The organism is Microcoleus sp. AT8-B5, from assembly GCF_036705565.1.
Taxonomy (GTDB): Bacteria; Cyanobacteriota; Cyanobacteriia; order Cyanobacteriales; family Microcoleaceae; genus Microcoleus.
On record NZ_JAUBUY010000003.1, the window covers coordinates 189,997 to 214,494 of the forward strand.

Here is a 24,498-nt window from a genome sequence, read left to right on the forward strand (position 1 = left end):
TATTCTTTGTGGAACAGGCATCTTGCCTGTTGATGAAAACCGTACAAAAAAATTCACTCTTTGTGGAACAGGCATCTTGCCTGTTCATAAAAAATTTAAATTACATTTATCCAACTATAAAATACCCTAATTATGCCAACTCGTAATACTTTGCACTTACCAGACATTGAACTTTCCTACCTAGAATGGCAGCCAGACACAGGGAAAGAAAAATCTCCCCGTTTGCTGCTGTTACACGGTTTAGCAGATAGTGCGTGTGTCTGGACTAACTTGGGCAATTACTTGTCCAACCGCTATCATATTGTAGCGCCAGATATGCGCGGTCACGGAGAGAGTAGCAAACCGAAAACAGGCTATACTTTTGAAAGTGCGATCGCAGATTTAGAAGCTTTGATGGCACATCTCAACTGGCCAGACGCCCACATTTTAGGACATTCTTGGACGGGAAAACTAGCACCGATTTGGGCGAGGCAAAATCCCGATCGCTTTTGCAGTATGATTTTAGTAGACCCCATCTTCATCACCAAAATGCCCGCCGCGATGAAACTCACCCTGCCAATTGTTTACCGAAAATTAGACTGTCTCAAATGTGTGGGCCCGTTTGCGACTTTATCCCAAGCAGAAGCAGCGGCAAAACAATCGGGAGAATTCGCAGATTGGAGTGATGTGCAGCAAATGGTATTCCAACAGCAAATCGAACCAAAATCCGACGGAAATTGGGGCAGTAAATTTGCGATTACAGCCAGAAATCAGATATTTACAGAAGTGATGAAAGTTGCCGGTTTAACTGAAAATATTGAGATCCCAACTTTGTTTGTACAGCCGGAAAAAGGCGTAAATCGCATGGCTTGGCAAATGCAGCCATACAAGAGATATTTGAAAAATCTTACTGTTGCAAAAGTACCGGGGAATCACTGGTCTTTTTTGACTCAACCGGAAACTTTTAATCAAACTGTGGCAGATTTTTTAGAGGGTACAAGACAGTGAATGTAGAAATTATCGCACATCGGGGATTTTCGGCGATCGCCCCCGAAAATACTTTAGCAGCTTTTGAACTGGCGATCGCCCGTGGAGCTCATTCGATCGAATTTGACATCCAGCTATCCGCCGACAACGTACCAGTGATTTTTCACGACGCCACATTAGATAGAATCACTGGAGTTTCTGGCAAAGTTAGGGAAACAACCCTGTCTCAATTGCAGACACTTAATGCGGGAAAATGGTTTAGCGATGAATTTTCACAACAAAAAATTCCTACCTTAAAAGAATCATTAGCTATCCTCAAAAATGTTGACAAATTTCTTTACTTTGATGCCAAGCCGCACTGCGAGTGGTCGGATGCAGATGTCGCGGATTTTGTCAAGACTTTGAAGGGCGAAGAAATCCAACACAAATGCGTTATTACCTCCTTTAACGATGGATTTCTGGAACAAGTGCGGCGGCTATCTGGCGATTTGGCGATCGGACACATTGTTGCTAATCTAGAAGCATACAAAACTCAATTTGCTCAAGCTGTGGCGCATCAGGATAATTTGATTAGCAGCCAGTACCGCGTGTTGCTGGAAAACCCCGCACTAATTCCAGAAAGCCGGAGTCAGGGAGTTGACATTGTAGCCTGGACGGTGGACGATCGAGCGGATATGCAAAAGTTAATTGATTTGGGTATAACGCGGATAGTCACTAATTGTTTGATATAATTTGTTTAACTTGATATCTTGCACCATTATCAAGAACGGGCTCTCCGGCACGTTCCACAAAACTCAATTATATAGATGAATTACTTTCGCAAAAGCATCCACGAAATGTCTGGCTATGTGCCGGGAGAACAGCCACCGCTAGGCACAAAAATTATTAAATTAAATTCTAATGAAAATCCCTATCCGCCTTCTCCCAAAGCCTTAAAAGTGCTTGAGGAAATAGACGGAGAAATGCTGCGGCGCTATCCAGATCCAACGGGCAAAAGTTTCCGCATTGCTGCTAGTAAAGTTTTAGGAGTACCTGACGATTGGATTGCGGTAGGTAACGGCAGCGATGATTTATTAAACTTGATAGTTCGCGCTGTCGGCGAATCTGGGAAACAGATTGTTTGTCCCGCGCCTACCTATGTATTGTACCGCACTTTGGCAGAAATTCAAGAGGCAGAATTTGTCGAAGTTCCTTATCCCGACGACTACAAGTTACCAGTCGATTTATTAATAGCAGCCAGAGGGGCAGTAACCTTTGTAGCTTCGCCAAACAGCCCATCGGGAACAGCCCTATCTGTGGCAGATTTGGAGAAACTAGCTAAAGAGTTATCGGGCATTCTTGTCATCGACGAAGCTTATGTAGATTTCGCCGAAGAAAATGCTTTGAACTTGACAGAAACGTACAGTAATGTTATAGTTTTGAGAACGCTTTCAAAAGGTTATTCCCTCGCAGGATTGAGGCTGGGTTTGGCCATAGCAAATCCGGCGCTGCTGGCTGAATTAAATAAAATTAAAGACAGCTATAATGTAGATGTTTTAGCCTATGCAGTGGGGGCAGCGGCGATCGCAGATCAAGACCACAAAATAGCCAACGCCGAAAAAATTAAGGCTTCCAGAGCAAAACTAGCCGTTAGCTTCCAGGAATTAGGCTTTGAAGTTTGGCCCTCGCAAACCAACTTTTTGTTAGTTAGGCCACCAAACGGCGATGCAGAAAGAATTTATCAAACACTCAAAGTACGGGGAATATTGATTCGATACTTCAATCAGCCCCGATTAGAAGACAAATTGCGGATTAGTGTAGGTACGGAGGAACAGAATCAAATCTTAGTTAAAACTTTGAAAGAAATCCTATAAAGAGCGATCGCACTAAAATTAGTTTGTAGTGAGGAATGCCAGTCCTCAAAATTTTATGATACAGCACTTTCCAGGTAAGTGAAGTACAGAGAAACCGGGTTTCTTGAATAAAACCGGTTTCTGGCGAGAAATCCAGAAGAAACCCGGTTTCTGGGGTGTACTTTATAAACCTGGAATCCGCTGTATGAGGACTGGCATTCCTCACTACAAACAGCTTGATTACGGATAATTATTAGGATTGTCCGTCGCCAACCCTGCCGAACGAGCAATATCCAGCAATCTGTTATCCGCCGAAACAAAAATTAGTTGAGTTTCTGGTATGGATGTTAAAATATATTGAACGCGCAAAGCAGCCGCCAATTGCACAGCATCATAAGCCCGCAGTGGATGTTGCATCACCAATTCGGTGGCTGTTTCTATCAAAGTTTGATCGACATCTATGACTCGGTATTCATTTTCAAAATCCTCCCTAACTTTTTGCACAATTAAATCAAAACGCTCCGCAGACAAACTTCTATCCCGCAGACGGCGTGCAAAAGCGCTGTGTACCTCCACCCAAGTAATCTGGCTAATAGCTAAATGGTTATCTGTAGCAGGATCGGTAATCGATAAAATCCACTCACTGCCTTTTTCAGGCACGTATCGTTTGACTAAAGCGCTAGTATCCAGAAAATAAGCATTTACCACGGGCCACGATCCTCGATAACGATTTCTGAAATAGGCTTACCTGGTAGCGGTTCCATTTTTTGCATCAATTCGCGCCACTGCTGCGCGCGCTTGATTAATTCTGCCCGATCGAGCTTACCCTGTTTCTTTGGCAAACGCACCCCCTCTACAAGCATCTTAATCATCGACTTTTCGCGATCGCCCTTGAGTTCTTCCTGCGAAACTTCCGCTACAATTGTGATTTGCACAGTTTCCCCATCATTCAATGACAAAGGAATCAGGGGACGCAAAACCCCGTTTTCGTAGATAGCAGTAATAGTTTCTGGCATAATTAGCCTCTTAATTAAATGCTTTGACTTATTGTACTTCTTTTAGAGTTTTCAGTAGGGTGCGTCAATCGATTTTAGATTTTAGATTTTAGATTAAAGAATTGACTTGCGCGAGATAAATGCTCTTTCTTGAGGATTTTCGATTTTCGATTTTGGATTGATTCCACGGATAAATGCGGGGGCTTGTACCATCAAGAAATTATTGGTCAGTTGTGATTATTTTTGCTCCAAACAAACAATCTCGGAACTGACGCACCTGACAACAAATGGTGCGTCAGAATAATACTTTCGGCGCTGATTTAAAATCTCAAAACTGACGCACCCTACCACTGATATCATCAGTCATTCCCGATTCTTTAATCGAAAATCCAAAATCTAAAATCTAAAATCGTCTTACTTCGTTGCCACCACAGCCAAATTCCAAGCCAAGCGCTTCATCAAAGGCAACTTCTTCAAAAAGCTATCCCACTCTTCCAATCGAGAGTATTCCGGTTTCAATCTCTCTTGTTCAATGATAATCTTTTTCCAATAACGCTCCTCATTTGGATGCACTTTTTCTATCAAATAAAAGCGCAAAAAAATCCACAGCGATGTCAGCCAAAACGTATCGTAAGCCGTCTCGGAAAACAAAGATTGAACAATTTTCACAATATTAATATCCAAAGGACTTTCATCCTCCGTCCGCACCTCAGTCGCCATTCTGCGGTAAACATTAATCACGGGATTGTGCTTCATCGGGTCCCAAAAACAAGCTTTTCCCCCCGGTTTTAGCACGCGGTGCATTTCGCGAATTGCCTTTTCCGGTTCCGGCAAATGGTGCAGCAAATTAGAAGCGTAAACAATATCAAAACTCTTGTCCGGGAAATCCATCGCCATTGCATTTACAGTGCAGCCCTCTATTTTGACGCCGTTTTTCTCTGCCAATTTCAGAGCAACGTCTACCATGCCCTGGGAATAGTCGGCAGCCACACAATGCGCGCCTTTTTTAGCAAAATAAACGCTGTTTTCTCCCGCGCCGCAGCCTAAATCTAACAGGCGTTTGCCTGTAATATCGCCCATTTGCTGGACGATAAATCTATTTTCTGGGGCGGTACAAGCTTCAAAGTAATCATTGACTTGAATGCCGTCAATATCGATTGTGGATGCCCAAGCATCGTGGAATTGCCGCTCTTTTTTTAAGGTTTCGTCTTGCATTTTTCAAGATTTGGTTATTAGTAAAAAAAGTAATTTTAAACCGCAGATAAACCCGGATTAAGGCAGATTAATTGAGATTTATCTGCTTCGATCTGGGTTCGTCTGCGGTTGGTTTCAAGAAAAATGGCTGACAATAAATTTATCAGCGCTGTGCTTTTGCAACAACTTCATTTCTGATCAGATTTGGCTGTTCCGAGGATTTTTCAGCACTATGCTGCAATGCCTGATACAGGCGATTTAAAGCGCTGATGTATGCTTCTGCGGAGGCTACGATAATGTCGGTATTTGCTGAGTGACCGGAAAATACTTTGCCTTCGTGGCGCAAGCGAATTGTTACTTCGCCGATCGCATCAATTCCTGCTGTTACCGATTGTACAGAAAACTCGATCAACTCGTTGGGTACGTTTACCACCCGGTTAATTGCCCTGTAAATCGCATCCACAGGCCCAGTGCCGATCGCAGCATCGGTCAATTCTTCGCCCGCCGGATTCCGCACAGTGACAGTTGCTGTCGGGCGAGATTTGTCGCCGCAGGAAACCTGCACCAATTCTAACCGGAATAGTTCCGGTGCTTGGTGCACTTCGTTATTGGCGATCGCCTCTAAATCCCAATCAGTAATCTCTTTTTTCTTGTCAGCTAAATCTTTGAACTTGACAAAAGCCTTATTTAGCTCATCGTCGGCCATTTCAAAACCCAACTCTTTCAAGCGAGTCTGAAATGCGTGACGGCCGGATAATTTGCCCAAGACGATTTGATTTTCAGTCAAGCCGATCGACTCAGCGTCCATAATCTCGTATGTCCGCTTATTTTTCAGCACTCCGTCTTGGTGAATTCCCGACTCGTGAGCGAAAGCATTTGCCCCCACAATCGCCTTATTTGGCTGCACCAACATCCCCGTCAAATTGGAAACCAACCGCGAGGTTTTATAAATTTGGCGCGAGTCAATATTTGTCAGCGGTTCCTCAGAATCCGCAGGCCGGCCCAAGAACGGATTATAATATTGGCGCCGCACGTAAAGCGCCATTACCAACTCTTCGAGAGCTGCATTTCCCGCCCGTTCGCCAATCCCGTTAATCGTGCATTCTAACTGTCTGGCGCCATTTTTCACAGCTTCCAAAAAGTTAGCAACAGCCAATCCTAAGTCATTGTGACCGTGAACCGAAATAATTGCGCGATCGATATTCGGCACATTTTCCTTAATTCCGCGAATCAAAGCCCCAAACTCGCTCGGAGTCGTATAGCCGACAGTATCGGGAATATTAACAGTAGTCGCACCCGCTGCGATCGCCCGTTCTAGAACCTGATACAAAAACTCCGGTTCCGATCGACAAGCATCTTCCGGCGAAAACTCCACATCATCCACAAAAGACTTAGCGTAAGCCACCATTTCCGGCACTATTTCCAGAACCTCAGCCCGCGTCTTTTTCAGCTTATACTCCAAGTGAATATCGGACGTAGCCAGAAACGTATGAATTCGCGAATTTACGGCGGGTTTCAGAGCCTCGGCTGCTGTTTTAATATCCTCCTTTCTCGCCCTCGCTAAACCGCAAATTGTCGGCCCATTTTCTGTGCCAACCGATCGGGCTATTTTTTGGACTGCCTCGAAATCTCCCGTGCTGGTGAAAGGGAAACCCGCTTCAATCACATCCACGCCCAATCTCGCTAACTGGCGGGCGATCGTCAGCTTTTCATCCACATTCAGAGATGCACCCGGAGATTGTTCTCCGTCCCGCAAAGTCGTATCGAAAATAATAATCCGGTCTTGACTTGGTTGAGTTTTCATAGCTCTACAAAAGTGTTTTCCTGATTTTTACTTGTCCGTTTTTCTGGATTTTTAGCCTCCAGTCAGTCGATTTTAGATTTGAGATTTTAGATTTTAGATTTGAGATTTACTCCACAGATGAATCTGGGAACTTGAACCTTAGTCTAAAATTTTGGGCTACTGGTGGCTCCTATCGGAAAGCAAGTATGCGTTTTTTGGCGGGAGCACCAGTCCCGTGTTTCGCGCCAATAACGAATAATTAATAACCCATAACCCATAACCCATAACTGCTGACTAATAACTACTAACTAATGACTAATGACTAATGACTAATAACTACTAACTACTGACTAATAATCCATCTTCTCGATATGTTCCCTAATTTCATTTAGGTCTATATACCTATCTGTAGCATTTCGTAACTCTCTAGCAATCATTCCTTCGGTGGATACCACAGTAATATGAGTATTTTTCGAGCGGAGCAGCTCGATCGCCCGCTCAAAATCCCCATCCCCGCTAAACAGCACAACTTGGTCGTATTGATCCACGGTATTAAACATATCAACCACAATTTCTATGTCTAAATTAGCCTTTTGAGAATATCTGCCCGAAGCATCGTCGTAATATTCCTTAAGAATTTTAGTGCGAACCGTGTAACCTAGACTGATCAAAGCATCTCGAAATCCCCTTTGATCTTGGGGGTCTTTCAGACCCGTATACCAGAAAGCATTGATCAAGATGACATTCGGCTGCGAAGTTTTGAAATATTCGAGCACCCTGCGAGGATCAAAAAACCAACCGTTCTTTTGTTGAGCGTAGAACATATTGTTCCCGTCCACAAAAATAGAAAGGCGGTTCATTAAGTTTGTCATAGAAACTTAGACCTAATAATTGTAGAAAGAAGTTAATCTAAATATCACATTTTAGCAACATGGAGCTAACTGAGGCAATAGATTAGACTTCAGAAAACTCCATCTCCCCAGTATTTCATATTTTCGGCTCTACCGCCAGAGGGTTCTTTTAACCCTGCTTGCTTTTGAGCGAGGGGCCCTCACAAACTATACGCCTAGTAACTCAATACCGACTGCCGTGTCAAGGTTAAGGGCGTCTTCAAACTACCGCGCCCACCGCCCTACCGCCAAGCAGGCATACGCCCAGCGCATAGCAGTAGATGTTGCTCCCCTGATTTCATAGCGCAGACTACCTCCGCTCAAGCCTTTTTGCTTTCAAGAGCCCAGCGAGCTAACTCTGTCCGGTTGTGCAGACCTGTTTTGCCCAGCATATTGCTGACGTGGCTTTCGATAGTCCGCTGGCTGACATTCATCACGTCTGCGATCTGGCGGTTTGCCATACCCTGCGCTAGCAACTGTACCACCTTTAACTCAGTGGGAGTCAATTCGACATTGCGGCGCGCCTTAATTTTTGGGCCACTCTCCATACCGGGATTTGAGTGACGAATCAAGCGGGATGCTGCTTTCAGAGAAGATTCCACTTGGGCTACCAGTTCTTCTGGTTCAAAAGGCTTGACTATATAAACGTCAGCGCCCGTGCTCAAGCCTTTTACTCGGTCTGAACTTTGACCTTTTGCGGACAAGAAAAGAACCGGAATCCAGCTCGTGCGCGGGTCTTCTCTGATGTGTTTGACTAAAGTGTAGCCGTCCATTTCCGGCATCATCACGTCGCAGATCATCAAGTCGGGAACTTCTTGTTCTAGTTTTTCCAGAGCGTCTCTGCCGTTTTCTGCTGTAATGACGTTGTAACCCCGAAACTCCAAGTAGTCTTTGACCAGCAAGATCAAATTGGGGTCGTCGTCAACCAGCATCAGCCGTTTTTGTTCTCCTGAATTATTGTCCTTTGTCATGTTTATTCCCGCTAAAGTATCCCGCACACTTCCTTGTTTTCACTTCTGTTTTTTCGGTCAGTCCCCCGCCACCCGGCTGGGAGTGGAGGACGACGATCGACTGAAGGGATGGCGGTGAGGGAAAGCGGGGCGGGTATTACCGCTTTCCAACCTATAATCGACGGCTGTTTGTGAGTGTCTTACGACCTCGAACGCAGCCCAAACCTGTAATCGACGATCGCCCTGTCAAGATCAGCCTTGATTGATTGCAGATTCCCTAACAGAGCGCAAGTTAAATATTTAATCTCGATGGTTCAATTTCAGGTTAATGCCCCGGTTTTAAATGATACTTCTGATATAGAGAAATTTAAGCAGACTCCCTACTTACGTATTTAACTGTTTCTAGTGTAGTTTGGCAACCTCCTGAGTGTCTGCCACTGAGAATTTTTTGCACAAAATTTCTCAGTTCCTGCGATCGATTTTTTTTACTGTACCTTTTGAGAAACACAAGGAACACGGGAAGCGGCACCAGCAAGACAAGAACCTAACTACAGTTTTATTGAGCTGTAGCAGGTGCGATCGCCCGGACGCGAAACTGTCTCAATTTTTCACCCTTAACCTTAAATTTAACACTTTACCTATAACCCTGTACTTTAAACAGCGCTACACTTAAATGTTTGGCTGGGTCTCAGCAGGCACAGGCAAAGGATGAGTCAAGAAAGCGTATTCTTGAACCACCTTTGAGTTTAGGAGATGTTCCTGAATAATTCTCTCAATCACGGGTGGAGTAACGTCGCGATACCACACTCCGTCTGGATAGACTACCATAATCGGGCCAGACGCGCACACTCGCAGGCAATTGGCTTTCGTGCGAAAGACGCAGGTTGGTCGATCGGCACTTGGCTTGTCCAACCCCAATTCTTGCAAGCGTTTTTTTAAGTAATTCCACGCCTCCAGACTGGTTTGCCGATCGCAGCACTTGGGCACGGTTTGGTCGGCACAGATAAAAATATGCCGCTCGATTTGAGGGATTCCCAGGCTTTGGACGCAAGCGCTCAAGCCTTGGCTGCAAGATTCCATGTTATTTTCTGTCATTTTATTCATTCGTCAACAGTAATTGGTTAGCGGTCTAAAGTCATCACCACAGCCCCCACTCCCTCCCGTCTCAACGGTAGGTTTTTTACAATTCAGAAATTGAGGGCAAACAAGAGGCAAGTTTTAAAGGCATAACAAGTCGAAATCCGGGATTTTTCGCTTCTGGCTCTCTCCCCCTCTCCCTCTCTCTCCCCCTCTCCAACTCATTGTCGGTTCGGGAACCCGTACTGACAACTAAGTTGCGATCGCCCCTTTCTAGAGCTAAATTAGCACTCAGGAGTCGAGAGTGCTAATATGTCAGTTGTAAGTAGTCCGCTGTTGCTTTCATCGTGACCCCTGACGACTGACTCACGACAATCTGTAATCTGGAGATTTATTTATGGCAGCAGTATCACTGAGTGTTTCTACCGTTAAACCGTTAGGCGAGCGCGTGTTCGTAAAAGTAAGCGCTAGCGAAGAAAAAACCGCCGGCGGCATCCTTCTGCCCGACACAGCTAAGGAAAAGCCCCAAGTAGGCGAAGTCGCGGCCGTGGGCCCCGGCAAGCGCAATGACGATGGCACCCGCATTGAAATGGAAGTCAAAGTCGGCGACAAAGTTCTCTACTCGAAGTACGCCGGCACCGACATCAAACTCGGCACAGACGAATACGTCTTGCTAGCCGAAAAAGACATTCTGGCGATCGTTAACTAATTAATCATTAGTCATCAGTCCTTAGTCATCAGTCATTAGTTTAAAGCGAACGCCGCCAAACAACTAATGACACGGGACAAATGACTAAAATCCATCATCCCCAATCCAAAATCTCAAACCCTCTCATCCCCAAAAACTATGGCTAAGCGTATCATCTACAACGAAAATGCACGTCGCGCCCTCGAACGCGGTATGGACATTTTGGCCGAAGCAGTGGCCGTAACCCTCGGCCCCAAAGGCCGCAACGTGGTTCTCGAAAAGAAATTCGGAGCTCCTCAAATCGTCAATGACGGTGTTACCATCGCCAAAGAAATCGAACTAGAAGACCACGTAGAAAATACAGGCGTTGCCCTGATCCGTCAAGCAGCTTCCAAAACCAACGACGCAGCAGGCGACGGTACCACAACTGCTACCGTTTTGGCTCACGCCATGGTCAAAGAAGGTCTGCGTAACGTAGCAGCCGGCGCAAATGCGATCGCCCTCAAGCGCGGTGTTGACAAAGCAACCACCTTTTTGGTAGAAAAAATTGCCGAACACGCCAAACAAGTAGAAGATTCCAAAGCCATCGCTCAAGTCGGCTCCATCTCTGCTGGTAACGACGATGAAGTCGGCCAAATGATTGCCAACGCAATGGACAAGGTGGGCAAGGAAGGCGTGATTTCCCTGGAAGAAGGGAAGTCTATGACCACCGAATTGGAAATCACCGAAGGGATGCGCTTCGACAAAGGCTACATTTCTCCCTACTTCGTCACCGACACCGAACGGATGGAAGCGATTCTCGAAGAACCGTTCATCTTGCTGACAGACAAGAAAATTGCTCTGGTACAAGATTTAGTACCTGTGCTCGAACAAGTAGCTCGTTCCGGCCGCCCGCTGTTGATCATTGCAGAAGACATTGAGAAAGAAGCTCTAGCTACCCTCGTTGTCAACAAACTGCGCGGTGTGTTGAACGTGACTGCTGTTAAAGCACCCGGTTTTGGCGATCGGCGCAAAGCCATGTTAGAAGATATCGCCGTATTGACCGGCGGTCAACTAATCACCGAAGACGCCGGTTTGAAACTGGAAAACACCAAGCTCGACATGATCGGCAAAGCCCGCCGCATCACCATCACCAAAGACAGCACCACAATTGTTGCCGAAGGTAACGAAGCCGCCGTCAAGTCCCGCTGCGAACAAATTCGCCGTCAAATGGACGAAACCGAGTCTTCCTACGACAAAGAGAAGCTGCAAGAACGTTTGGCCAAATTGGCTGGCGGCGTCGCAGTGATCAAAGTCGGCGCGGCTACCGAAACAGAAATGAAGGATCGCAAACTGCGTCTTGAAGATGCGATCAACGCTACCAAAGCTGCTGTAGAAGAAGGAATTGTCCCCGGTGGCGGTACAACTTTGGCTCACCTGACTCCTCAATTGGAAGAGTGGGCTAACAGCAGCCTGAAGGGCGAAGAATTGACCGGTGCTTTGATTGTGGCACGGGCTCTGGCTGCTCCTCTGAAGCGGATTGCTGAAAATGCTGGTTTGAACGGCGCTGTGATTGCTGAGCGCGTCAAAGAAAAGCCGTTCAACGTTGGTTTCAACGCAGCGACAAATGAGTTTGTCGATATGTTTGAAGCTGGTATCGTTGACCCTGCGAAGGTGACTCGTTCTGCTCTGCAAAATGCCGCATCTATTGCTGGTATGGTGCTGACAACCGAGTGCATCGTCGTTGACAAGCCTGAACCGAAGGATGGCGCTGCTGCAGGCGCTGGCGGCGGCATGGGCGGCGGCGACTTCGATTATTAATCGATAGTTTGATGGGGCGGGCTTTAGGGCCTGCCCTGTTATATTGGTAACGGTTTTTAGCATAGGCATAACAACTCTAAAGCGACATTAACTAAACGCACAATCTCTAAGGGCCCGTGCCTCTGTACTCAGCTAGGTTATACCCAAAAACCTAACCCCGCGTAACCGTTAATGAAAACTTTTGGAGTTAAAATGAACCTGCCAACTGCTGAACAAAGCATCAAGTGTGTCATACTATGTCAATCCTTAACCAATAAATTCACCATCCCTGTTTTCATCTGCCTAGACGAGCGAACAGGTAATCTATTTATACTGGCAGGAGATAATATAGAGATAGAAATCGATCGCGATGGTTCTTTGTTAGACAAAAATTAGAGCAACTGAAGACGAGTTAGCTCTAAAAAAGCGATCGCCCCTTGCCTGAAATGGTGAGGGATTTTTTTTTCTGCGATACAATCAAGACAGCACTTAAAAAGCGTGATTTAAACATGGTAACAAGCTTAAATGTATTGCAATCCCAACCATCTAGCCAATGGAAAGTGACACTCCTGTTAGAAACTCTCTCATCAGGACAGGTTTCTGCTTCTGTTTTCGAGTTTCCGCACTGTCGAGTTGAAGCAGCAACTCGGGAAGAAGCCATTACCCAACTTCAAACCACTTTGTTAGAAAGACTTAAGCATATTGAAGCTATTTCCTGGGAAGTACCGATTCAGGCTTCAGAACCCACCTGGATGCAATTTGCGGGTGTGTTTAAAGACGATCCAGATTTTCAGGAAATTATGGACGAGATTCGTGCCGAACGTACCTCTGACGATGACTCTGAAATCGAGCCCTCATACTACCTGTAGAGGTGATTTATAGGATAGTAAGCTAACATGAATCTATCATTTAAAGATTTAAGGTTTATTATAGAAGCCATTGAACATCAAATCAATGCCTATCAAGAACGTTTGCAAGTAATTGAAGATGTAGATGAGGATGAGGCTGCCGATCTAGGGAACGATCTTGAATTTTTAGAGCTTCTCCACGCAGACATGACGACAACTTTAGATCAGAATACCAAACCTTTAAGTTCTGATGATAGTTTTTCGCCCTATCGAAATGATAATTATTCGGAAAATCCACAAGATTTATCTTTTCAAGAATTAGTAAAATTAACGCTTAAATTGTCAGTTAGCGAGCGGTTATTTCTAGTAGAGGCTATTACCTCGTCTGTGCGTCAGGAAGTCACTATCAGCCAATAATCAGCCAATTATAGCATCTTTAGAAGTTTGTTATGATGATATTTTGATTATAGCAACCGCCATGAAACTTTACCACACTCCCATTTCCGCCAACTCACGCCGCGTCTGGGTCGCCCTCTTAGAAAAAAACCTCGACTTTGAATTAATAGAAATCCACTTGGACGGCGATCACTTGCAGTCTGAATTTGTGGCAATGAATCCTTTTCACCGCATCCCTGTTTTGGTCGATGATGGCTTCACCGTCTTCGAGTCTCTGGCAATTCTTGACTATCTAGAAACGAAGTATCCAGAACCGGCAATGCTGCCGAAAGATCCGCAAGATTTGGCAGTTGTGAAAATGGTAGAATTGGTCACGGTTAACGAACTTGCGCCGGCACTTTACCCCCTCAGCAGTGAAAAAATGGGCTGGGGAACTCCTGAACCTCAAGTAATAGAAAAGGCTAAGGAAAAAGTCAATACTGTGCTGACATTTTTTGAAGGTTTGTTGGACGATCGCCCTTTTTTCGCTAGCAACAGTGTTACCTTTGCCGAGTGCGTTGCCGGCACCGTCGTGCCCTTGCTATCTTGGGTTGGTGTGTCCCTAGACGGCTATCCTAAAATTAAAGCTTGGTGCGATCGACTGCTTGCCCGCCCCTCATGGCAGCAAACTCAATTCACCGAGGCAGATTTGGCGGCTTTCGCATCTCGGAGACAAAAGTTTCTCGCACAATCTCAAGCCTGATGAACCCATCAATTGTCAAGCGAGCGCTCTTTTTCCTAGCTGTTATCGCCTGCATCCAAATTCCCATCGCAGCAATGGGGCAGCCCGCCGCCCGATCGAACTACGAATCAATTAACGTCAAACAGTTCCTGGGCGATCGCAAAATTACCGTCTCCAACCCCAAAGATATCGCAGCAAAACTCTGACTCGCGACAGAAATAAGTTATTCCTGGGTAAGTCATCGAAGCAATCTGGGTTCCGCGTTGTTCGCTTGCTGCGCGACAATCTTAAAACTATTTTCGGTGTCGATCGCTCTTGTAGTCAAAAAGAGCGATCGAATTCACCAGTTTACTTGCACATGATCAAATTTCCAGCCGAGATGAATCCGGGCACAGGGCCTGAAATCTCAACCCAATTCCGGTTTTCTCCATTCTTATCTTTCACTAACTGGAAATTCGGTACAAGCGTTACTTGACCGTTAGCCGGTACACCACCTTTAACCGCAGCAGTCCTTGAAGGCTCAGTACGGATAGCTAGACCCCTCGGCGCTACGCGAGGTTCTACTTGGCGGCACAGACTTACGGGGCCCGTTGCAGGTGCTGGTGCAGGCGCAGGCGCAGGCGCAGGTGCTGGCGCTGGTGCTGGCGCTGGTGCTGGTGCTGGTGCGGGTGCGGGTGCGGGTGCGGGTGCTGGTGCGGGTGCGGGTGCTGGTGCGGGTGCGGGTGCTGGCGCGGGTGCGGGTGCTGGTGCGGGTGCGGGTGCTGGTGCGGGTGCGGGTGCTGGCGCGGGTGCTGGCGCTGGCGCTGGTGCTGGCGCTGGTGCGGGTGCGGGTGCTGGTGCCGGTGCAGGAGTTTGACTAATTGTGCACGAACCTAAATTACTTTCGTCGTTGGGATATCCGCTAGCTACATACCCTGTGACGGGAGCGGTAATTTGAATCCAGAGGCGACCGTCGGAGGCTTTAACAGAAGTAGCGCCTTGGGACAGCGTTACCTGAGTGTTAAGTCCTACCCCGCCCACTCTAGGGGATTTTGGGTCTGGGCTCTGGCGAACGGTCAAACCTTCTTTGGGAGTGACTTTGCGACAAAGGTTGCCAGCCTGGGCTATTTGAAAGGTGGCGCTATCTTCAAAGGAAATATTTTCAGCATCTTGACTGACAGTCGATGTTGATGGGGCGGCAACAACGATCGCATTCGCTTGCAAACTTCCGGTTGCGATCGCGATCGCGCCCAGCAATGCAGCGGGTTTATTCCAGCAATTCAAGTTTTTCATCCGTTCAAATCCTCACTTAACCACAATCATTATCTTAATTGCAGGTCAATATAGCAAAAAAATCGATTTGTCTTCCACAAAAAAGCTTTATGTAACTTTTTTTTACCGCAAGTCAAGTTTAATTTATATAATTTAATGTTTGGTGAGTTGAGCGAAGACACATAAAGCTGCTACGCCTATAAATTGCTCATTATGCCACAGTGGGGGAGGGGGAGAAGGTGGAAGTGTCCGAGTCTGGGAATGGCAGAGGGGAAAAGTAAACAGCGCCAATCGCTAGCATTGACCCGATGGCGGGCATCAACTTGATAAAATCTTCCAAAACGGAAACTTATCGGCTTGAGGCACAGTTGTGTTTTTGTGGCTAAAGCCGCCCCGCCATCAGCGACAGTTGCTGTAGCTGTTTCCAAACGGTTTTGTTCCTGTGGAGACAACCAGCACAAAACCTCCGAACAAAAGCAGCCCGCTCAAATCAGAAACCAAATTTTTGCGCCAATTCTGATTTAATTATATTGCTATAGCAACCGCGCTCGATGTTTATGATGTTTTCACTTGCTAAAACTAATGCGGTAGATTCCTTCGGAATGGGATCATATTAATGATAATAGGAAAAATCTTTTTTTCGCAGGGCGATCGGGATGAGCGCACGCACAAGGAGAGGAAAATCCCAACTAATCTCCTCCCTTCTTCCTGCTGTCCCAAATAACTAAAGCCTTATCTATTCGAGAGTTAAAGCTTTCTTCCTTCTGCTATATAATGACCAAAGCGTTAAATATTTTTCCAGTGACAAAAACTACTAACAAAAAAAACGGCAAATCCTCTAAATATCCCTTTGACGGTCTATCTTTAGACGATCGCAATCCCGACTTCATTCAGCATTTGTTGCCAATCTGGGAATGGCTGTACCGCTACTACTTCCGCGTACAAAGCGACGGCTGGCACCACGTACCCGCGAGCGGAAAAATGCTCGTTGTTGGTTCTCACAACGGGGGACTCGCCGCTCCCGATATGTTTATGTTCCTATACGAATGGTTCCGCAGGTACGGAACGGAACGCTTGGCCTACGGATTGATGCACCCAACGGTTTGGCAAGTTTCTCCTGATGTTGCTAGCATGGCGGTTCAGTGTGGAGCTCTCAAGGCGCATCCGAAAATGGCGATCGCAGCGTTGCGGAAAAATGCTCCTGTTCTCGTCTATCCGGGTGGGGCTCAAGATGTTTTTCGCCCCCACCACTTGCGCGATCAAATCTACTTTGCGGGACGCAAGGGATTTATCAAATTAGCATTGCGAGAAGAAGTGCCAATTGTACCAATTATATCGCATGGTGCTCACGATACTTTGATAGTTTTGGCAGATTTGTACGAACAAGCAAAGCAATTGCATGAATTGGGAATGCCGTGGCTATTTGGTATCGATCCGGTGGTATTGCCGGTGTATTTGGGATTGCCTTGGGGATTGAGTATTGGGCCTTTGCCAAACCTGCCTTTACCCGTGCAAATTCGGACTCGCGTGTGCGAACCGATTGTATTTGAGAGGTATGGTTCGGAGGCGGCGCGCGATCGCGATTATGTTGATGCTTGTTTCGAGCGAGTTACCGCCCAAATGCAAGAACAATTAGATTGTTTGGTTGGCAAGTGACAATTGCAAAACTCTATATTATTCTCTGCCGCAGAAACCGATTTTTTTTACGACAATATAGCGTGAATCGCGAGGGACATGGGTAAAAAAACTGGTTTCTTGACTCTTGTGGGTGAGTCGTGACTGCAAACCTTTTTTGAAATAAATCTAATGATTTATTTCAAAAACCGAGAATTGCGGTACTAAATCGGATTTTACCTATCTTAATTACGTGAAATACCCGAAAACCGCAGTCGCCAAAGTGATACTTTTTATCATGCAGGTTGTCGCGGACATCATATCAGGTTAAATCAACGCAGATGAATAGGATTTCATCTGCCTTTATCTTCCTTACTCGGCGGGGAAAAAATAGAATTGGCAAAACTAACCTGATTCTGTATAAACTCTCGATCTTAATTCTGCCTTCTGCCGAACAGTGAGTAATTGCCCGATCGCCTTAAGCGCAATACTGGGATGAAAAAGTACAGCCGGCGACTCAATCATGTGGAGAACTTCCAAAAATGCTTGACAAACTTTAGCATCTCCGACCAGCACTTTTAACACCAGATCCATGTAATCAATTGTCAGCCGCGTAGCAAGGTTGAGTTTTGCACCTTCACTTAGAGGATAGCGGGAATCCTGACTGATGGCAAACATCCAAGGAATAGTGTGTAATTTTGCTAGTTTTTGTTGAAATTGTCGCGCAAAGCCTGTTAAATCACCTTCTGGATACCGCTCTCTTTGCTTTTGCAAACATTTATCTAGCATCTGAGCATCCAGTGCAGCAACGGTCATTCCTTGGCCATAAACTGGGTTGAAAGCGCAAACAGCATGACCGATAACTGCCAAATTTTGAGGATAACGGGAGAGGCGATCGTAGTGGCGCAAACGGTTTTCCGTACCTCGATAGCTATAAACTGGTGTGATGGCTTCTGCCTCTTTTATCGCATGATAAATTGTCGGGGTTGGCAGACTGCGCGCAAATTCTAGAAAACCTGCTTCGTCTGTGGGGGGATAATCGCGATCGCCCCCGTCGAGAGTCACCAGCCAGCGATTGCCTTCGATCGGAAAAATTGCACCGCCACGAGTGCGAACTGGCGGGGCTAGTGACACAAATACTGGCGCTGTTTCTGACAATTTACCGCTGCATTTATAGATGCGGGTGGCATAGCCGACAAAAGCATTGATAACGGTTTCTTGCGGAGGTTCATAGCCCAAACTTTTCAACCATTTAGGTGTTTTGGAAACTTTGCCACCAGCATCGACTACTAAATCTGCATACAAATTCTCTGTATGGATGTTACTAGGGTTGTGACGATCGCGAAAACGCACCGACACGCCAGCAACCTCCGCACGCGAGGCATTAGCCAGCAACCCCGTTACTGTGCCTCCTTGGAGGAAATGCACGTTCGTATTTTCAGCCAAGCGGCGGCGAATTTGCCAATCAAGTAAATCCCGACTGAACAAAATTAAATCATTTAGATCCGGGCTAAAGTGCGGGGCCCAACCCGCCGGACTAAACCACCCGATCGACCTCGGATCTAAACTACGAGCACCAGCAGCTACCAGTTCGTTTTCCAAGCCGGGAAAAAACTCTTCTAGGATGATTCTCCCGCGATTTAAAAGGATGTGAAGGTGACGAGATTGAGGAATCCCAGGGCGAGGTGCGGGTTTTTCTGGAAAAAAATCTCGTTCAACAATACTTACTCTGTCGAAGTGTTTTGCTAATACTCTAGAGGCAAACAGTCCTGCTAAACTGCCGCCAATAATAATTGCATGACTTTCTCGCTGCACTATCGAATTCCTTCAAAGCTAATTTGCTATGGAATTGGTTGATGAATTTTGAACAATTTGTCTGGGCTTCTGTGCCGACTCTGAATATCGATCGACCACAGATTCTCCTGTGCGATTATTTTAATCAGACTTACATACCACAAATTGCCCTAAAGTGACAGCCGGCCGCAGACATATTTCTACACTTCCAACTGTAGGGGGATGCTTTAGCTCGACAATAAGGCGATGCTTGCCATTGGGGGCATGAGTCTAAAACTATACATTAGTTAACTTGCGCCAATGAGCGCGCGCACCCACTCCTTAACGAGGAATATACTATGTATCAAAATTTGCCAATAAATCCACAACTGTATAACATCGGGTTCTGGCTGGCCCAAGTGCCAGTAGACCAGACTACAACAACAAACAGAGTAGAAGACGCAGCACTCCTCTATTCCGGGCCACAATTTTTTATCGCCTTGATAGCTGGAGTGGTACTCGCCTGCGCTTTCCAACTCTTGCTAACAAATTTATCAGTAGCAGCCGGCCTTTCGTACATTGGACAATCCCACGACGACGACCACCACTCGGATAGCGGCAGCCCCCCAGTCCGCCATATCGGCAGAAAAGTAGGCACTTGGACGCTGATTACCGTCACCATCGCCCTATTCTTTGCTTGCTTGCTAGCAGTTAAGCTCAGCTTGATTAGCAGTCCCGGTTTAGGTGCGATCGTCGGTTTAGTCGTGTGGGCTACCTATTTCTCAATGCTTGTTTGGGTGAGCTCCACCACCGTCGGTTCCTTGATCGGTTCCGTCGTCAACAGCGCCACAGCAGGCTTTCAAGCCATTGTCGGCACCGCAGCCTCGGCTATCGGCGCCAAAGCAGCCAGCAACCAAGTAGTCGCCACAGCCAAAGCAGCAGCAGCAGCAGTGGGCCATGAACTCGGTAGCGCGATCGACCCCACAAGCTTGCGCGAAAACGTCGAAGACTACATCCAAAGCCTCAAACCGCCAGAATTAGACATCAAAGGGATGCGTAGCGAGTTTGAAAAATTGCTCAACGATCCGCAACTAAAAACTATTGCAGCCGAAAATTTGCCAAATCTCGATCGGCAAACCCTCGTAGATTTAGTAAGTTCGCGATCGGACTTATCAAAACGCGACGTAAACCGGATTGTAGACCAACTTCAAGATGCTTGGAAACAAGTAGGAAAACAAGGGCAGCCATCAGACGGCATCGCTCAATTAGTAGACTATCTCAAATCTGCTAAATCGGGAGATTTGGTCTCAGATAAATTGGCAAGTAGGGTAGAAAAAGCCCTCAGCAATCTGGGCGGTCAAAATTCCGGAGAAAGCCCGACCATGATGTCCCAAGCAACGACAATGGCAGTCAATGCTTTAATGGGAATAGTATTGGGTCGCACGGATATTTCTGACTTCGATGTTGAAAAAGTAGTTGGTCAGCTCAAAGAAGCTAAAGACAAAGTTACCCAGCAAACTGATAAAATTACCGCTCAAGTCAAAGGCGAACCCGTAACTTACAGCCCAATTCGTGCCGACGTAGAAAACTACCTACTCAACACTTATTCGTGGCAGATGAACCCCCAAGCCATCGAGCGCGAATTTCGGGACGTGCTCTACGATCCTACCGCCGACCCCGGAACAGTGCGCCGCGAATTAGAAAAACTAAAACAGTCTAATTTTGCCGAAATCTTGGCTAGTCGAGGCGTTTTTACCCAAGACAAAATTAAAGAAATTTCCCAGGAATTAGAAGCAATTAGACAGCGCGTTTTACAAACCGTGATCTTTGCCGAGGAGCAAGAAAAAGCTCGCGATTTGCAGTGGCGGTTGGAAACTTATTTGAAGTTGACGCCGAAAGAGGAACTGACAGCAGCAGGTATCGGGAGCGATTTCAAAAAAATCTTAGAGGATTCCGACGCGAGTTACGAACAGTTGCGCGATCGACTTTCTCCTTACACCCGCGACAGTTTTGTGCAAATTCTCCGAGGTCGCGAAAATTTCGGATTCCAGGAAGTAGAACAGATTGTTCAAGAGTTAGAAAGGACGCGAGATGTAGTTTTAGCAGATGCTAAAGGTCTGCAAGAAGCAGCGCAAGCCCGACTAGATAACCAGTGGCAAAGAGTACAAGAATACTTGAAGTCTACGGGCAAAGAAGAACTCAATCCCGAAGGCATCAAGCGCGATTTGAAAACGCTGCTGGACAACCCGGAAGCGGGAATGTGGGCGCTCAGAGCTAGAGCTTCTAAGTTCGATCGCCAAACTTTGGTAAAATTGCTATCTCAGCGGAAAGACCTCAGCGAAGACCAAGTAAATCAGCTTCTCGAAAGCGCCGAAGAAAATTGGCACAGCGCGGTACATACGCCGCAAAAGTTGGCAGAAAAAGCTAAGGATCAGTACGACCAAACCACCACCGCCCTTGCAGATTACCTTCGCAATACTGGCAAATCAGAACTCAATCCTGAAGGGATTCAGCGGGATTTGACAAAACTGCTGGAAAATCCAAAAGAAGGAGCTTTGGCGCTGCGTGGCCGCCTGTCTCAAGTCGATCGCGATACTTTGGTAAAACTGCTTTCTCAGAGACAAGATTTGAGCGAGGAACAAGTCAATCAAATTATCGACCAAGTGCAGGAAACCCTTGGCTCGATTGTGAAAGCGCCCCGCCGTTTGGCAAAACGGGTGCAAAGCCAAGTGCACGATTTTCAGAGTGTTTTAGAAGATTATTTGCGTAATACGGGCAAGGATGAATTAAATCCCGAATCCATCAAGCGCGACTTGCAACTGCTGCTGCATGACCCGAAAGTCGGTGCATACAGTTTGGGCGAGCGCTTGTCGCACATCGATCGAGCTACAATTGTTTCTCTGCTGTCTCAGCGGCCGGATATTTCTGAAGCAGAAGCCAATCGCATTGTCGATGGAATTTTGTCGGTGCGCGATGAGTTCGCACTGCAAATTCAGAAAATACAGGAGGGTATTCAGTCGGTAATTGACGGGGTTCTCGGAAAAATTCGGGATTACCTCAATTCGCTCGATCGCCCTGAACTAAATTACGAAGGCATTACGCGGGACGTGCGGAAGTTATTTGACGATCCGCAAGCCGGATTTGATGCTTTGCGCGATCGGCTTGGTCATTTCAATCGCGATACTTTAGTAGCACTAATGAGTTCTCGCGAGGACATTTCCGAAGCAGATGCCAACCGCTTGATCGACCAAATTGAAAGAAGCCGCAACACCGTCTTGCAAAGAGCAGAACGCTTGCAGCAAGAGGCGCAGCTTCGCCTCGAAAGCATCAAACTGCAAGCTGAAAAACAAGCCGAAGAAACCCGGAAAGCAGCAGAAGTTGCCTCTTGGTGGCTGTTTTTCACCGCTCTTACTTCGGCGGCAGCAGCAGCCGGCGCCGGTGCTTTAGCCGTCATCCGATAAAAAAGACTCAAGTTGCGATCGGATTGCAGATAGTGCCTGATATGAGTTTCTACTGATATCAGGCACTAATGTTAGTAAAGGGTTTGATCGGGGAGTGGGAACGAGTTTGTATTAATTTGTTAGTACGGTTGAATAATGTTATGGTAAACCAGTTCATACCCGTTTTTTGAGGCTGGTGCCAACGGTGAATCTATACATTTTAATTAGCAGTTTTGATGAATTTAAAATAGAAAAGTGAAAAGCCGATTTTATTGATTGTCGTATATTTTATTTGCAGATGTAATAAATAAAAAGTAGCCGGATCTTCATTGCCTCTGCTATCACAATTTTTGAACGGGGTTCAGGCTTGCAGGCTGGATTTGCTTTGAGGCAGATTCTACAACTGTTGCAAGGATTACTGAAGAATGACAAAAATCAAAACATTTATTGGAGTGAAAACCTTTTGGCAAAGCAAACTTCGCGGGCCAGTTCCCTCTCTCCTCAATATTTTTTAGGTACAATAATAGAGAGGGTTCTCCACCCAGCACGCCTGTTCTCCCAACCGCCCGCCGCCCTGGCTGCGTTAGTATCAAACAAACGCGAACTGTTTTGAGTTCGATCGGCGGTTAATTTTGAAGATGCCGATCGTCAGGTTTTGACTTGTAGGTCATAGGTTGTAAGGAACCCCATAGCTAAAGCTAGGGGCTTTCAGGAAGTCCGGCTCGATCGCCAGCGGTTCAAGAAGAAAGCCCGAACCTTACCAGAGACAGGATTAGACCTACGTTTTTTGAGTCACGATACCGGAGAATGCGACGCTAGTTTTCCGATCTATCGCCAAAAGTTAAACAGGCTTAACGGGGTTAAACCAGTGCTTTTGGCATAACAAGCTCAATAAACATTCAAGGGAGCGAACTTTACCCAGCAATGGAGGACTTTATGTCTAATTTTGTTTTTGTAATTGATGCCCAAAAAAGACCGCTAACACCAATTCATCCCGGTTTTGCAAGGAGGCTTCTGAAGCAGAAACAAGCGGCTATTTACCGTAAGTTTCCGTTCACTTTGATTCTTGAAGAGTCCCGACCCGATTTAATCAGACCCCATTTAAAGATTAAAATCGATCCTGGTTCTAGGGTAACTGGTTTTGCCATATTGAACGGCGCACAAGTCATTTGGGCAGCAGAATTGACTCACAGAGGTCAGGCAATCAAAGATGCTCTGCTCTCACGCCGTCAACTGCGGAGGGGACGACGAAATCGACATACTCGTTATCGTCAACCAAGGTTCTTGAATCGCACAGGTCCTAGAGGTTGGTTGGCACCCAGTCTTGAACACCGAGTTTTGACTACACTCACTTGGGTGAACAAACTCATCAAACTTGCGCCTATCGGGTCAATAGCTCAAGAACTTGTGCGATTTGATTTACAACAACTTGAAAACCCTGAAATCTCAGGTATTGAATATCAGCAAGGCACACTTTTGGGCTACGAGGTTCGCGAATATATTCTTGATGCGTGGGACAGAAAATGCGCTTATTGTGGTAGTGAAAATATACCTTTACAAGTCGAACATATTCACCCTAAAGCTAAAGGCGGCACGAATCGTATCTCAAATCTATGTCTGGCTTGCGATTCTTGCAATAAAAAGAAAGATACTCAAAAAATTGAGCAATTCCTGGCCAAAAAACCTGATGTTCTTAAAAGAATTCAAGCACAAAGAAAACGACCCTTAAAAGATGCTGCTGCCGTCAACTCGACACGTTGGGCGTTGTTCAATCAGCTCAACAAAACTGAACTTCCGGTAACTACGGGTTCTGGCGGTCAAACGAAGTTCAATCGAACTCGTTTGCAACTACCTAAATGTCACTGGTTAGATGCTGCAAGTGTCGGCAAAGTCGAAGAATTAAAGGTGCTGACTTCTCAACCACTGCTAATCAAGGCGACGGGACATGGCAGCAGACAGATGTGTGGCACGGATAAGTTTGGCTTTCCAATTCGCCATAAATCAAGAAAGCAAATCCATTTCGGTTTTCAAACTGGTGATATTATCAGCGCGACAGTCACCGCAGGAAAGAAAGTCGGCTCCTATGTGGGACGAGCTCTGTGCCGTGCATCCGGCTCGTTTGATATCGCCACCACGATGGGAAGAGTGGCAGGGATTAGCCATAAATATTGCAAACCCATTCACAAAAAAGATGGTTATTCGTATGGATTTTGAAGAGAGGCGACTGAAGTCGCAGCCGCTTTCCTCCCCATGTCTAAAGCCAGGGGCTTCTCGCTCGTTTTTTGGTGAATAATATGGAAC

The 24,498-nt window shown here is 46.2% G+C and carries 23 protein-coding genes; 13 read left to right on the top strand and 10 right to left on the bottom strand.

Translation table 11 applies throughout. The features are described from left to right. Nucleotides 1-132: 132 nt before the first annotated feature. From QUB39_RS03685 to hisC, 3 genes are all read left to right on the top strand, one after another. On the top strand, nt 133-987 hold the full coding sequence (locus tag QUB39_RS03685) for an alpha/beta hydrolase (protein WP_333053021.1): 855 nt from the start codon (nt 133-135) through the stop codon (nt 985-987). Further along, the gene (locus QUB39_RS03690) at nt 984-1,697 is read left to right on the top strand and encodes a glycerophosphodiester phosphodiesterase family protein (protein WP_333053019.1); all 714 of its coding nucleotides are present in this window, start codon (nt 984-986) and stop codon (nt 1,695-1,697) included. The genes QUB39_RS03685 and QUB39_RS03690 overlap by 4 nt, the downstream gene beginning before the upstream one ends. Nucleotides 1,698-1,772: 75 nt before the next feature. After that, nucleotides 1,773-2,819, top strand: a complete 1,047-nt coding sequence (gene hisC / locus QUB39_RS03695) for a histidinol-phosphate transaminase (protein WP_333209728.1) — start codon at nt 1,773-1,775, stop codon at nt 2,817-2,819. Between the two features lie 219 nt (nt 2,820-3,038). On the opposite strand, the gene QUB39_RS03700 is transcribed toward hisC, so the two are convergent. From QUB39_RS03700 to QUB39_RS03730, 7 genes are all read right to left on the bottom strand, one after another. After that, the gene (locus QUB39_RS03700) at nt 3,039-3,506 is read right to left on the bottom strand and encodes a type II toxin-antitoxin system VapC family toxin (RefSeq protein WP_333053015.1); all 468 of its coding nucleotides are present in this window, start codon (nt 3,504-3,506) and stop codon (nt 3,039-3,041) included. After that, nucleotides 3,500-3,814: an antitoxin family protein gene (locus QUB39_RS03705; protein ID WP_333053013.1), complete on the bottom strand. Its 315-nt coding sequence runs from the start codon at nt 3,812-3,814 to the stop codon at nt 3,500-3,502. Before QUB39_RS03705 ends, QUB39_RS03700 begins: the two co-directional genes overlap by 7 nt. A gap of 393 nt (nt 3,815-4,207) precedes the next feature. Continuing rightward, nucleotides 4,208-5,008, bottom strand: a complete 801-nt coding sequence (locus QUB39_RS03710; RefSeq protein WP_333053011.1) for a class I SAM-dependent methyltransferase — start codon at nt 5,006-5,008, stop codon at nt 4,208-4,210. A 142-nt stretch (nt 5,009-5,150) separates the two neighbouring features. Then, nucleotides 5,151-6,791 (bottom strand): 2-isopropylmalate synthase, encoded by a 1,641-nt coding sequence (locus QUB39_RS03715; RefSeq protein ID WP_333053009.1) that lies wholly within the window; start codon nt 6,789-6,791, stop codon nt 5,151-5,153. Nucleotides 6,792-7,120: 329 nt separating this feature from the next. After that, nucleotides 7,121-7,642: a LabA-like NYN domain-containing protein gene (locus QUB39_RS03720; protein ID WP_006633075.1), complete on the bottom strand. Its 522-nt coding sequence runs from the start codon at nt 7,640-7,642 to the stop codon at nt 7,121-7,123. 338 nt (nt 7,643-7,980) lie between these two features. Further along, the gene (locus tag QUB39_RS03725; protein ID WP_015174512.1) at nt 7,981-8,631 is read right to left on the bottom strand and encodes a response regulator transcription factor; all 651 of its coding nucleotides are present in this window, start codon (nt 8,629-8,631) and stop codon (nt 7,981-7,983) included. A 648-nt stretch (nt 8,632-9,279) separates the two neighbouring features. After that, a complete protein-coding gene (locus QUB39_RS03730) occupies nt 9,280-9,705 on the bottom strand; it encodes a ferredoxin (RefSeq protein ID WP_333209731.1) in 426 nt (141 codons plus the stop codon). A 379-nt stretch (nt 9,706-10,084) separates the two neighbouring features. Between QUB39_RS03730 and groES the strand changes: the two genes are divergently transcribed. The 7 genes from groES (at nt 10,085) to QUB39_RS03760 (ending at nt 14,325) form a co-directional block, all read left to right on the top strand. Continuing rightward, entirely contained in the window at nt 10,085-10,396 is a 312-nt protein-coding gene (gene groES / locus QUB39_RS03735) for a co-chaperone GroES (RefSeq protein WP_332945088.1), read from the top strand. Nucleotides 10,397-10,534: 138 nt separating this feature from the next. Then, on the top strand, nt 10,535-12,175 hold the full coding sequence (gene groL, locus QUB39_RS03740; RefSeq protein WP_333046934.1) for a chaperonin GroEL: 1,641 nt from the start codon (nt 10,535-10,537) through the stop codon (nt 12,173-12,175). Between the two features lie 192 nt (nt 12,176-12,367). Beyond that, a complete protein-coding gene (locus QUB39_RS30505) occupies nt 12,368-12,550 on the top strand; it encodes a DUF6888 family protein (protein WP_445243105.1) in 183 nt (60 codons plus the stop codon). A gap of 113 nt (nt 12,551-12,663) precedes the next feature. Next, nucleotides 12,664-13,023, top strand: coding sequence for a hypothetical protein (locus QUB39_RS03745; RefSeq protein WP_333053003.1), 360 nt, complete (start codon nt 12,664-12,666; stop codon nt 13,021-13,023). A gap of 27 nt (nt 13,024-13,050) precedes the next feature. Beyond that, the gene (locus tag QUB39_RS03750) at nt 13,051-13,419 is read left to right on the top strand and encodes a hypothetical protein (RefSeq protein WP_333053002.1); all 369 of its coding nucleotides are present in this window, start codon (nt 13,051-13,053) and stop codon (nt 13,417-13,419) included. 61 nt (nt 13,420-13,480) lie between these two features. Continuing rightward, nucleotides 13,481-14,140, top strand: a complete 660-nt coding sequence (locus tag QUB39_RS03755; protein WP_333209735.1) for a glutathione S-transferase family protein — start codon at nt 13,481-13,483, stop codon at nt 14,138-14,140. Then, complete coding sequence (locus QUB39_RS03760) at nt 14,140-14,325, top strand: hypothetical protein (RefSeq protein WP_333209737.1); 186 nt, start codon at nt 14,140-14,142, stop codon at nt 14,323-14,325. The genes QUB39_RS03755 and QUB39_RS03760 overlap by 1 nt, the downstream gene beginning before the upstream one ends. A gap of 142 nt (nt 14,326-14,467) precedes the next feature. On the opposite strand, the gene QUB39_RS03765 is transcribed toward QUB39_RS03760, so the two are convergent. Further along, the gene (locus tag QUB39_RS03765; RefSeq protein WP_333313593.1) at nt 14,468-15,391 is read right to left on the bottom strand and encodes an SH3 domain-containing protein; all 924 of its coding nucleotides are present in this window, start codon (nt 15,389-15,391) and stop codon (nt 14,468-14,470) included. Between the two features lie 176 nt (nt 15,392-15,567). Further along, on the bottom strand, nt 15,568-15,822 hold the full coding sequence (locus QUB39_RS03770) for a hypothetical protein (RefSeq protein ID WP_333052997.1): 255 nt from the start codon (nt 15,820-15,822) through the stop codon (nt 15,568-15,570). Nucleotides 15,823-16,144: 322 nt separating this feature from the next. Here QUB39_RS03770 and QUB39_RS03775 point away from each other — a divergent pair, with 322 nt between their 5' ends. Then, nucleotides 16,145-17,026 carry a lysophospholipid acyltransferase family protein gene (locus tag QUB39_RS03775; protein ID WP_333209739.1) on the top strand — a complete coding sequence of 294 codons (882 nt, stop codon included), beginning with the start codon at nt 16,145-16,147 and terminating at the stop codon, nt 17,024-17,026. 363 nt (nt 17,027-17,389) lie between these two features. Here the strand turns inward: QUB39_RS03775 and QUB39_RS03780 are convergent, their stop codons facing one another. Further along, a complete protein-coding gene (locus QUB39_RS03780) occupies nt 17,390-18,799 on the bottom strand; it encodes a 2-polyprenyl-6-methoxyphenol hydroxylase-like oxidoreductase (RefSeq protein WP_333209741.1) in 1,410 nt (469 codons plus the stop codon). Between the two features lie 317 nt (nt 18,800-19,116). On the opposite strand from QUB39_RS03780, the gene QUB39_RS03785 reads away from it, so the two are divergent. Together QUB39_RS03785 and iscB are read left to right on the top strand one after the other, a co-directional pair. After that, nucleotides 19,117-22,218: an MFS transporter gene (locus QUB39_RS03785; RefSeq protein WP_333209743.1), complete on the top strand. Its 3,102-nt coding sequence runs from the start codon at nt 19,117-19,119 to the stop codon at nt 22,216-22,218. 915 nt (nt 22,219-23,133) lie between these two features. Then, entirely contained in the window at nt 23,134-24,411 is a 1,278-nt protein-coding gene (gene iscB / locus QUB39_RS03790) for an RNA-guided endonuclease IscB (RefSeq protein ID WP_333052989.1), read from the top strand. Nucleotides 24,412-24,498 lie beyond the last annotated feature (87 nt).

What these genes read in the sequence shown, in the direction of transcription:
- QUB39_RS03685 (WP_333053021.1), top strand. Translation starts at nt 133, where the DNA reads ATGCCAACTCGTAATACTTTGCACTTACCAGACATTGAACTTTCCTAC.
- hisC (WP_333209728.1), top strand. Translation starts at nt 1,773, where the DNA reads ATGAATTACTTTCGCAAAAGCATCCACGAAATGTCTGGCTATGTGCCG.
- QUB39_RS03705 (WP_333053013.1), bottom strand. Translation starts at nt 3,814, where the DNA reads ATGCCAGAAACTATTACTGCTATCTACGAAAACGGGGTTTTGCGTCCC.
- QUB39_RS03710 (WP_333053011.1), bottom strand. Translation starts at nt 5,008, where the DNA reads ATGCAAGACGAAACCTTAAAAAAAGAGCGGCAATTCCACGATGCTTGG.
- QUB39_RS03715 (WP_333053009.1), bottom strand. Translation starts at nt 6,791, where the DNA reads ATGAAAACTCAACCAAGTCAAGACCGGATTATTATTTTCGATACGACT.
- QUB39_RS03720 (WP_006633075.1), bottom strand. Translation starts at nt 7,642, where the DNA reads ATGACAAACTTAATGAACCGCCTTTCTATTTTTGTGGACGGGAACAAT.
- QUB39_RS03725 (WP_015174512.1), bottom strand. Translation starts at nt 8,631, where the DNA reads ATGACAAAGGACAATAATTCAGGAGAACAAAAACGGCTGATGCTGGTT.
- QUB39_RS03730 (WP_333209731.1), bottom strand. Translation starts at nt 9,705, where the DNA reads ATGACAGAAAATAACATGGAATCTTGCAGCCAAGGCTTGAGCGCTTGC.
- groES (WP_332945088.1), top strand. Translation starts at nt 10,085, where the DNA reads ATGGCAGCAGTATCACTGAGTGTTTCTACCGTTAAACCGTTAGGCGAG.
- groL (WP_333046934.1), top strand. Translation starts at nt 10,535, where the DNA reads ATGGCTAAGCGTATCATCTACAACGAAAATGCACGTCGCGCCCTCGAA.
- QUB39_RS30505 (WP_445243105.1), top strand. Translation starts at nt 12,368, where the DNA reads ATGAACCTGCCAACTGCTGAACAAAGCATCAAGTGTGTCATACTATGT.
- QUB39_RS03745 (WP_333053003.1), top strand. Translation starts at nt 12,664, where the DNA reads ATGGTAACAAGCTTAAATGTATTGCAATCCCAACCATCTAGCCAATGG.
- QUB39_RS03750 (WP_333053002.1), top strand. Translation starts at nt 13,051, where the DNA reads ATGAATCTATCATTTAAAGATTTAAGGTTTATTATAGAAGCCATTGAA.
- QUB39_RS03755 (WP_333209735.1), top strand. Translation starts at nt 13,481, where the DNA reads ATGAAACTTTACCACACTCCCATTTCCGCCAACTCACGCCGCGTCTGG.
- QUB39_RS03760 (WP_333209737.1), top strand. Translation starts at nt 14,140, where the DNA reads ATGAACCCATCAATTGTCAAGCGAGCGCTCTTTTTCCTAGCTGTTATC.
- QUB39_RS03765 (WP_333313593.1), bottom strand. Translation starts at nt 15,391, where the DNA reads ATGAAAAACTTGAATTGCTGGAATAAACCCGCTGCATTGCTGGGCGCG.
- QUB39_RS03775 (WP_333209739.1), top strand. Translation starts at nt 16,145, where the DNA reads ATGACCAAAGCGTTAAATATTTTTCCAGTGACAAAAACTACTAACAAA.
- QUB39_RS03785 (WP_333209743.1), top strand. Translation starts at nt 19,117, where the DNA reads ATGTATCAAAATTTGCCAATAAATCCACAACTGTATAACATCGGGTTC.
- iscB (WP_333052989.1), top strand. Translation starts at nt 23,134, where the DNA reads ATGTCTAATTTTGTTTTTGTAATTGATGCCCAAAAAAGACCGCTAACA.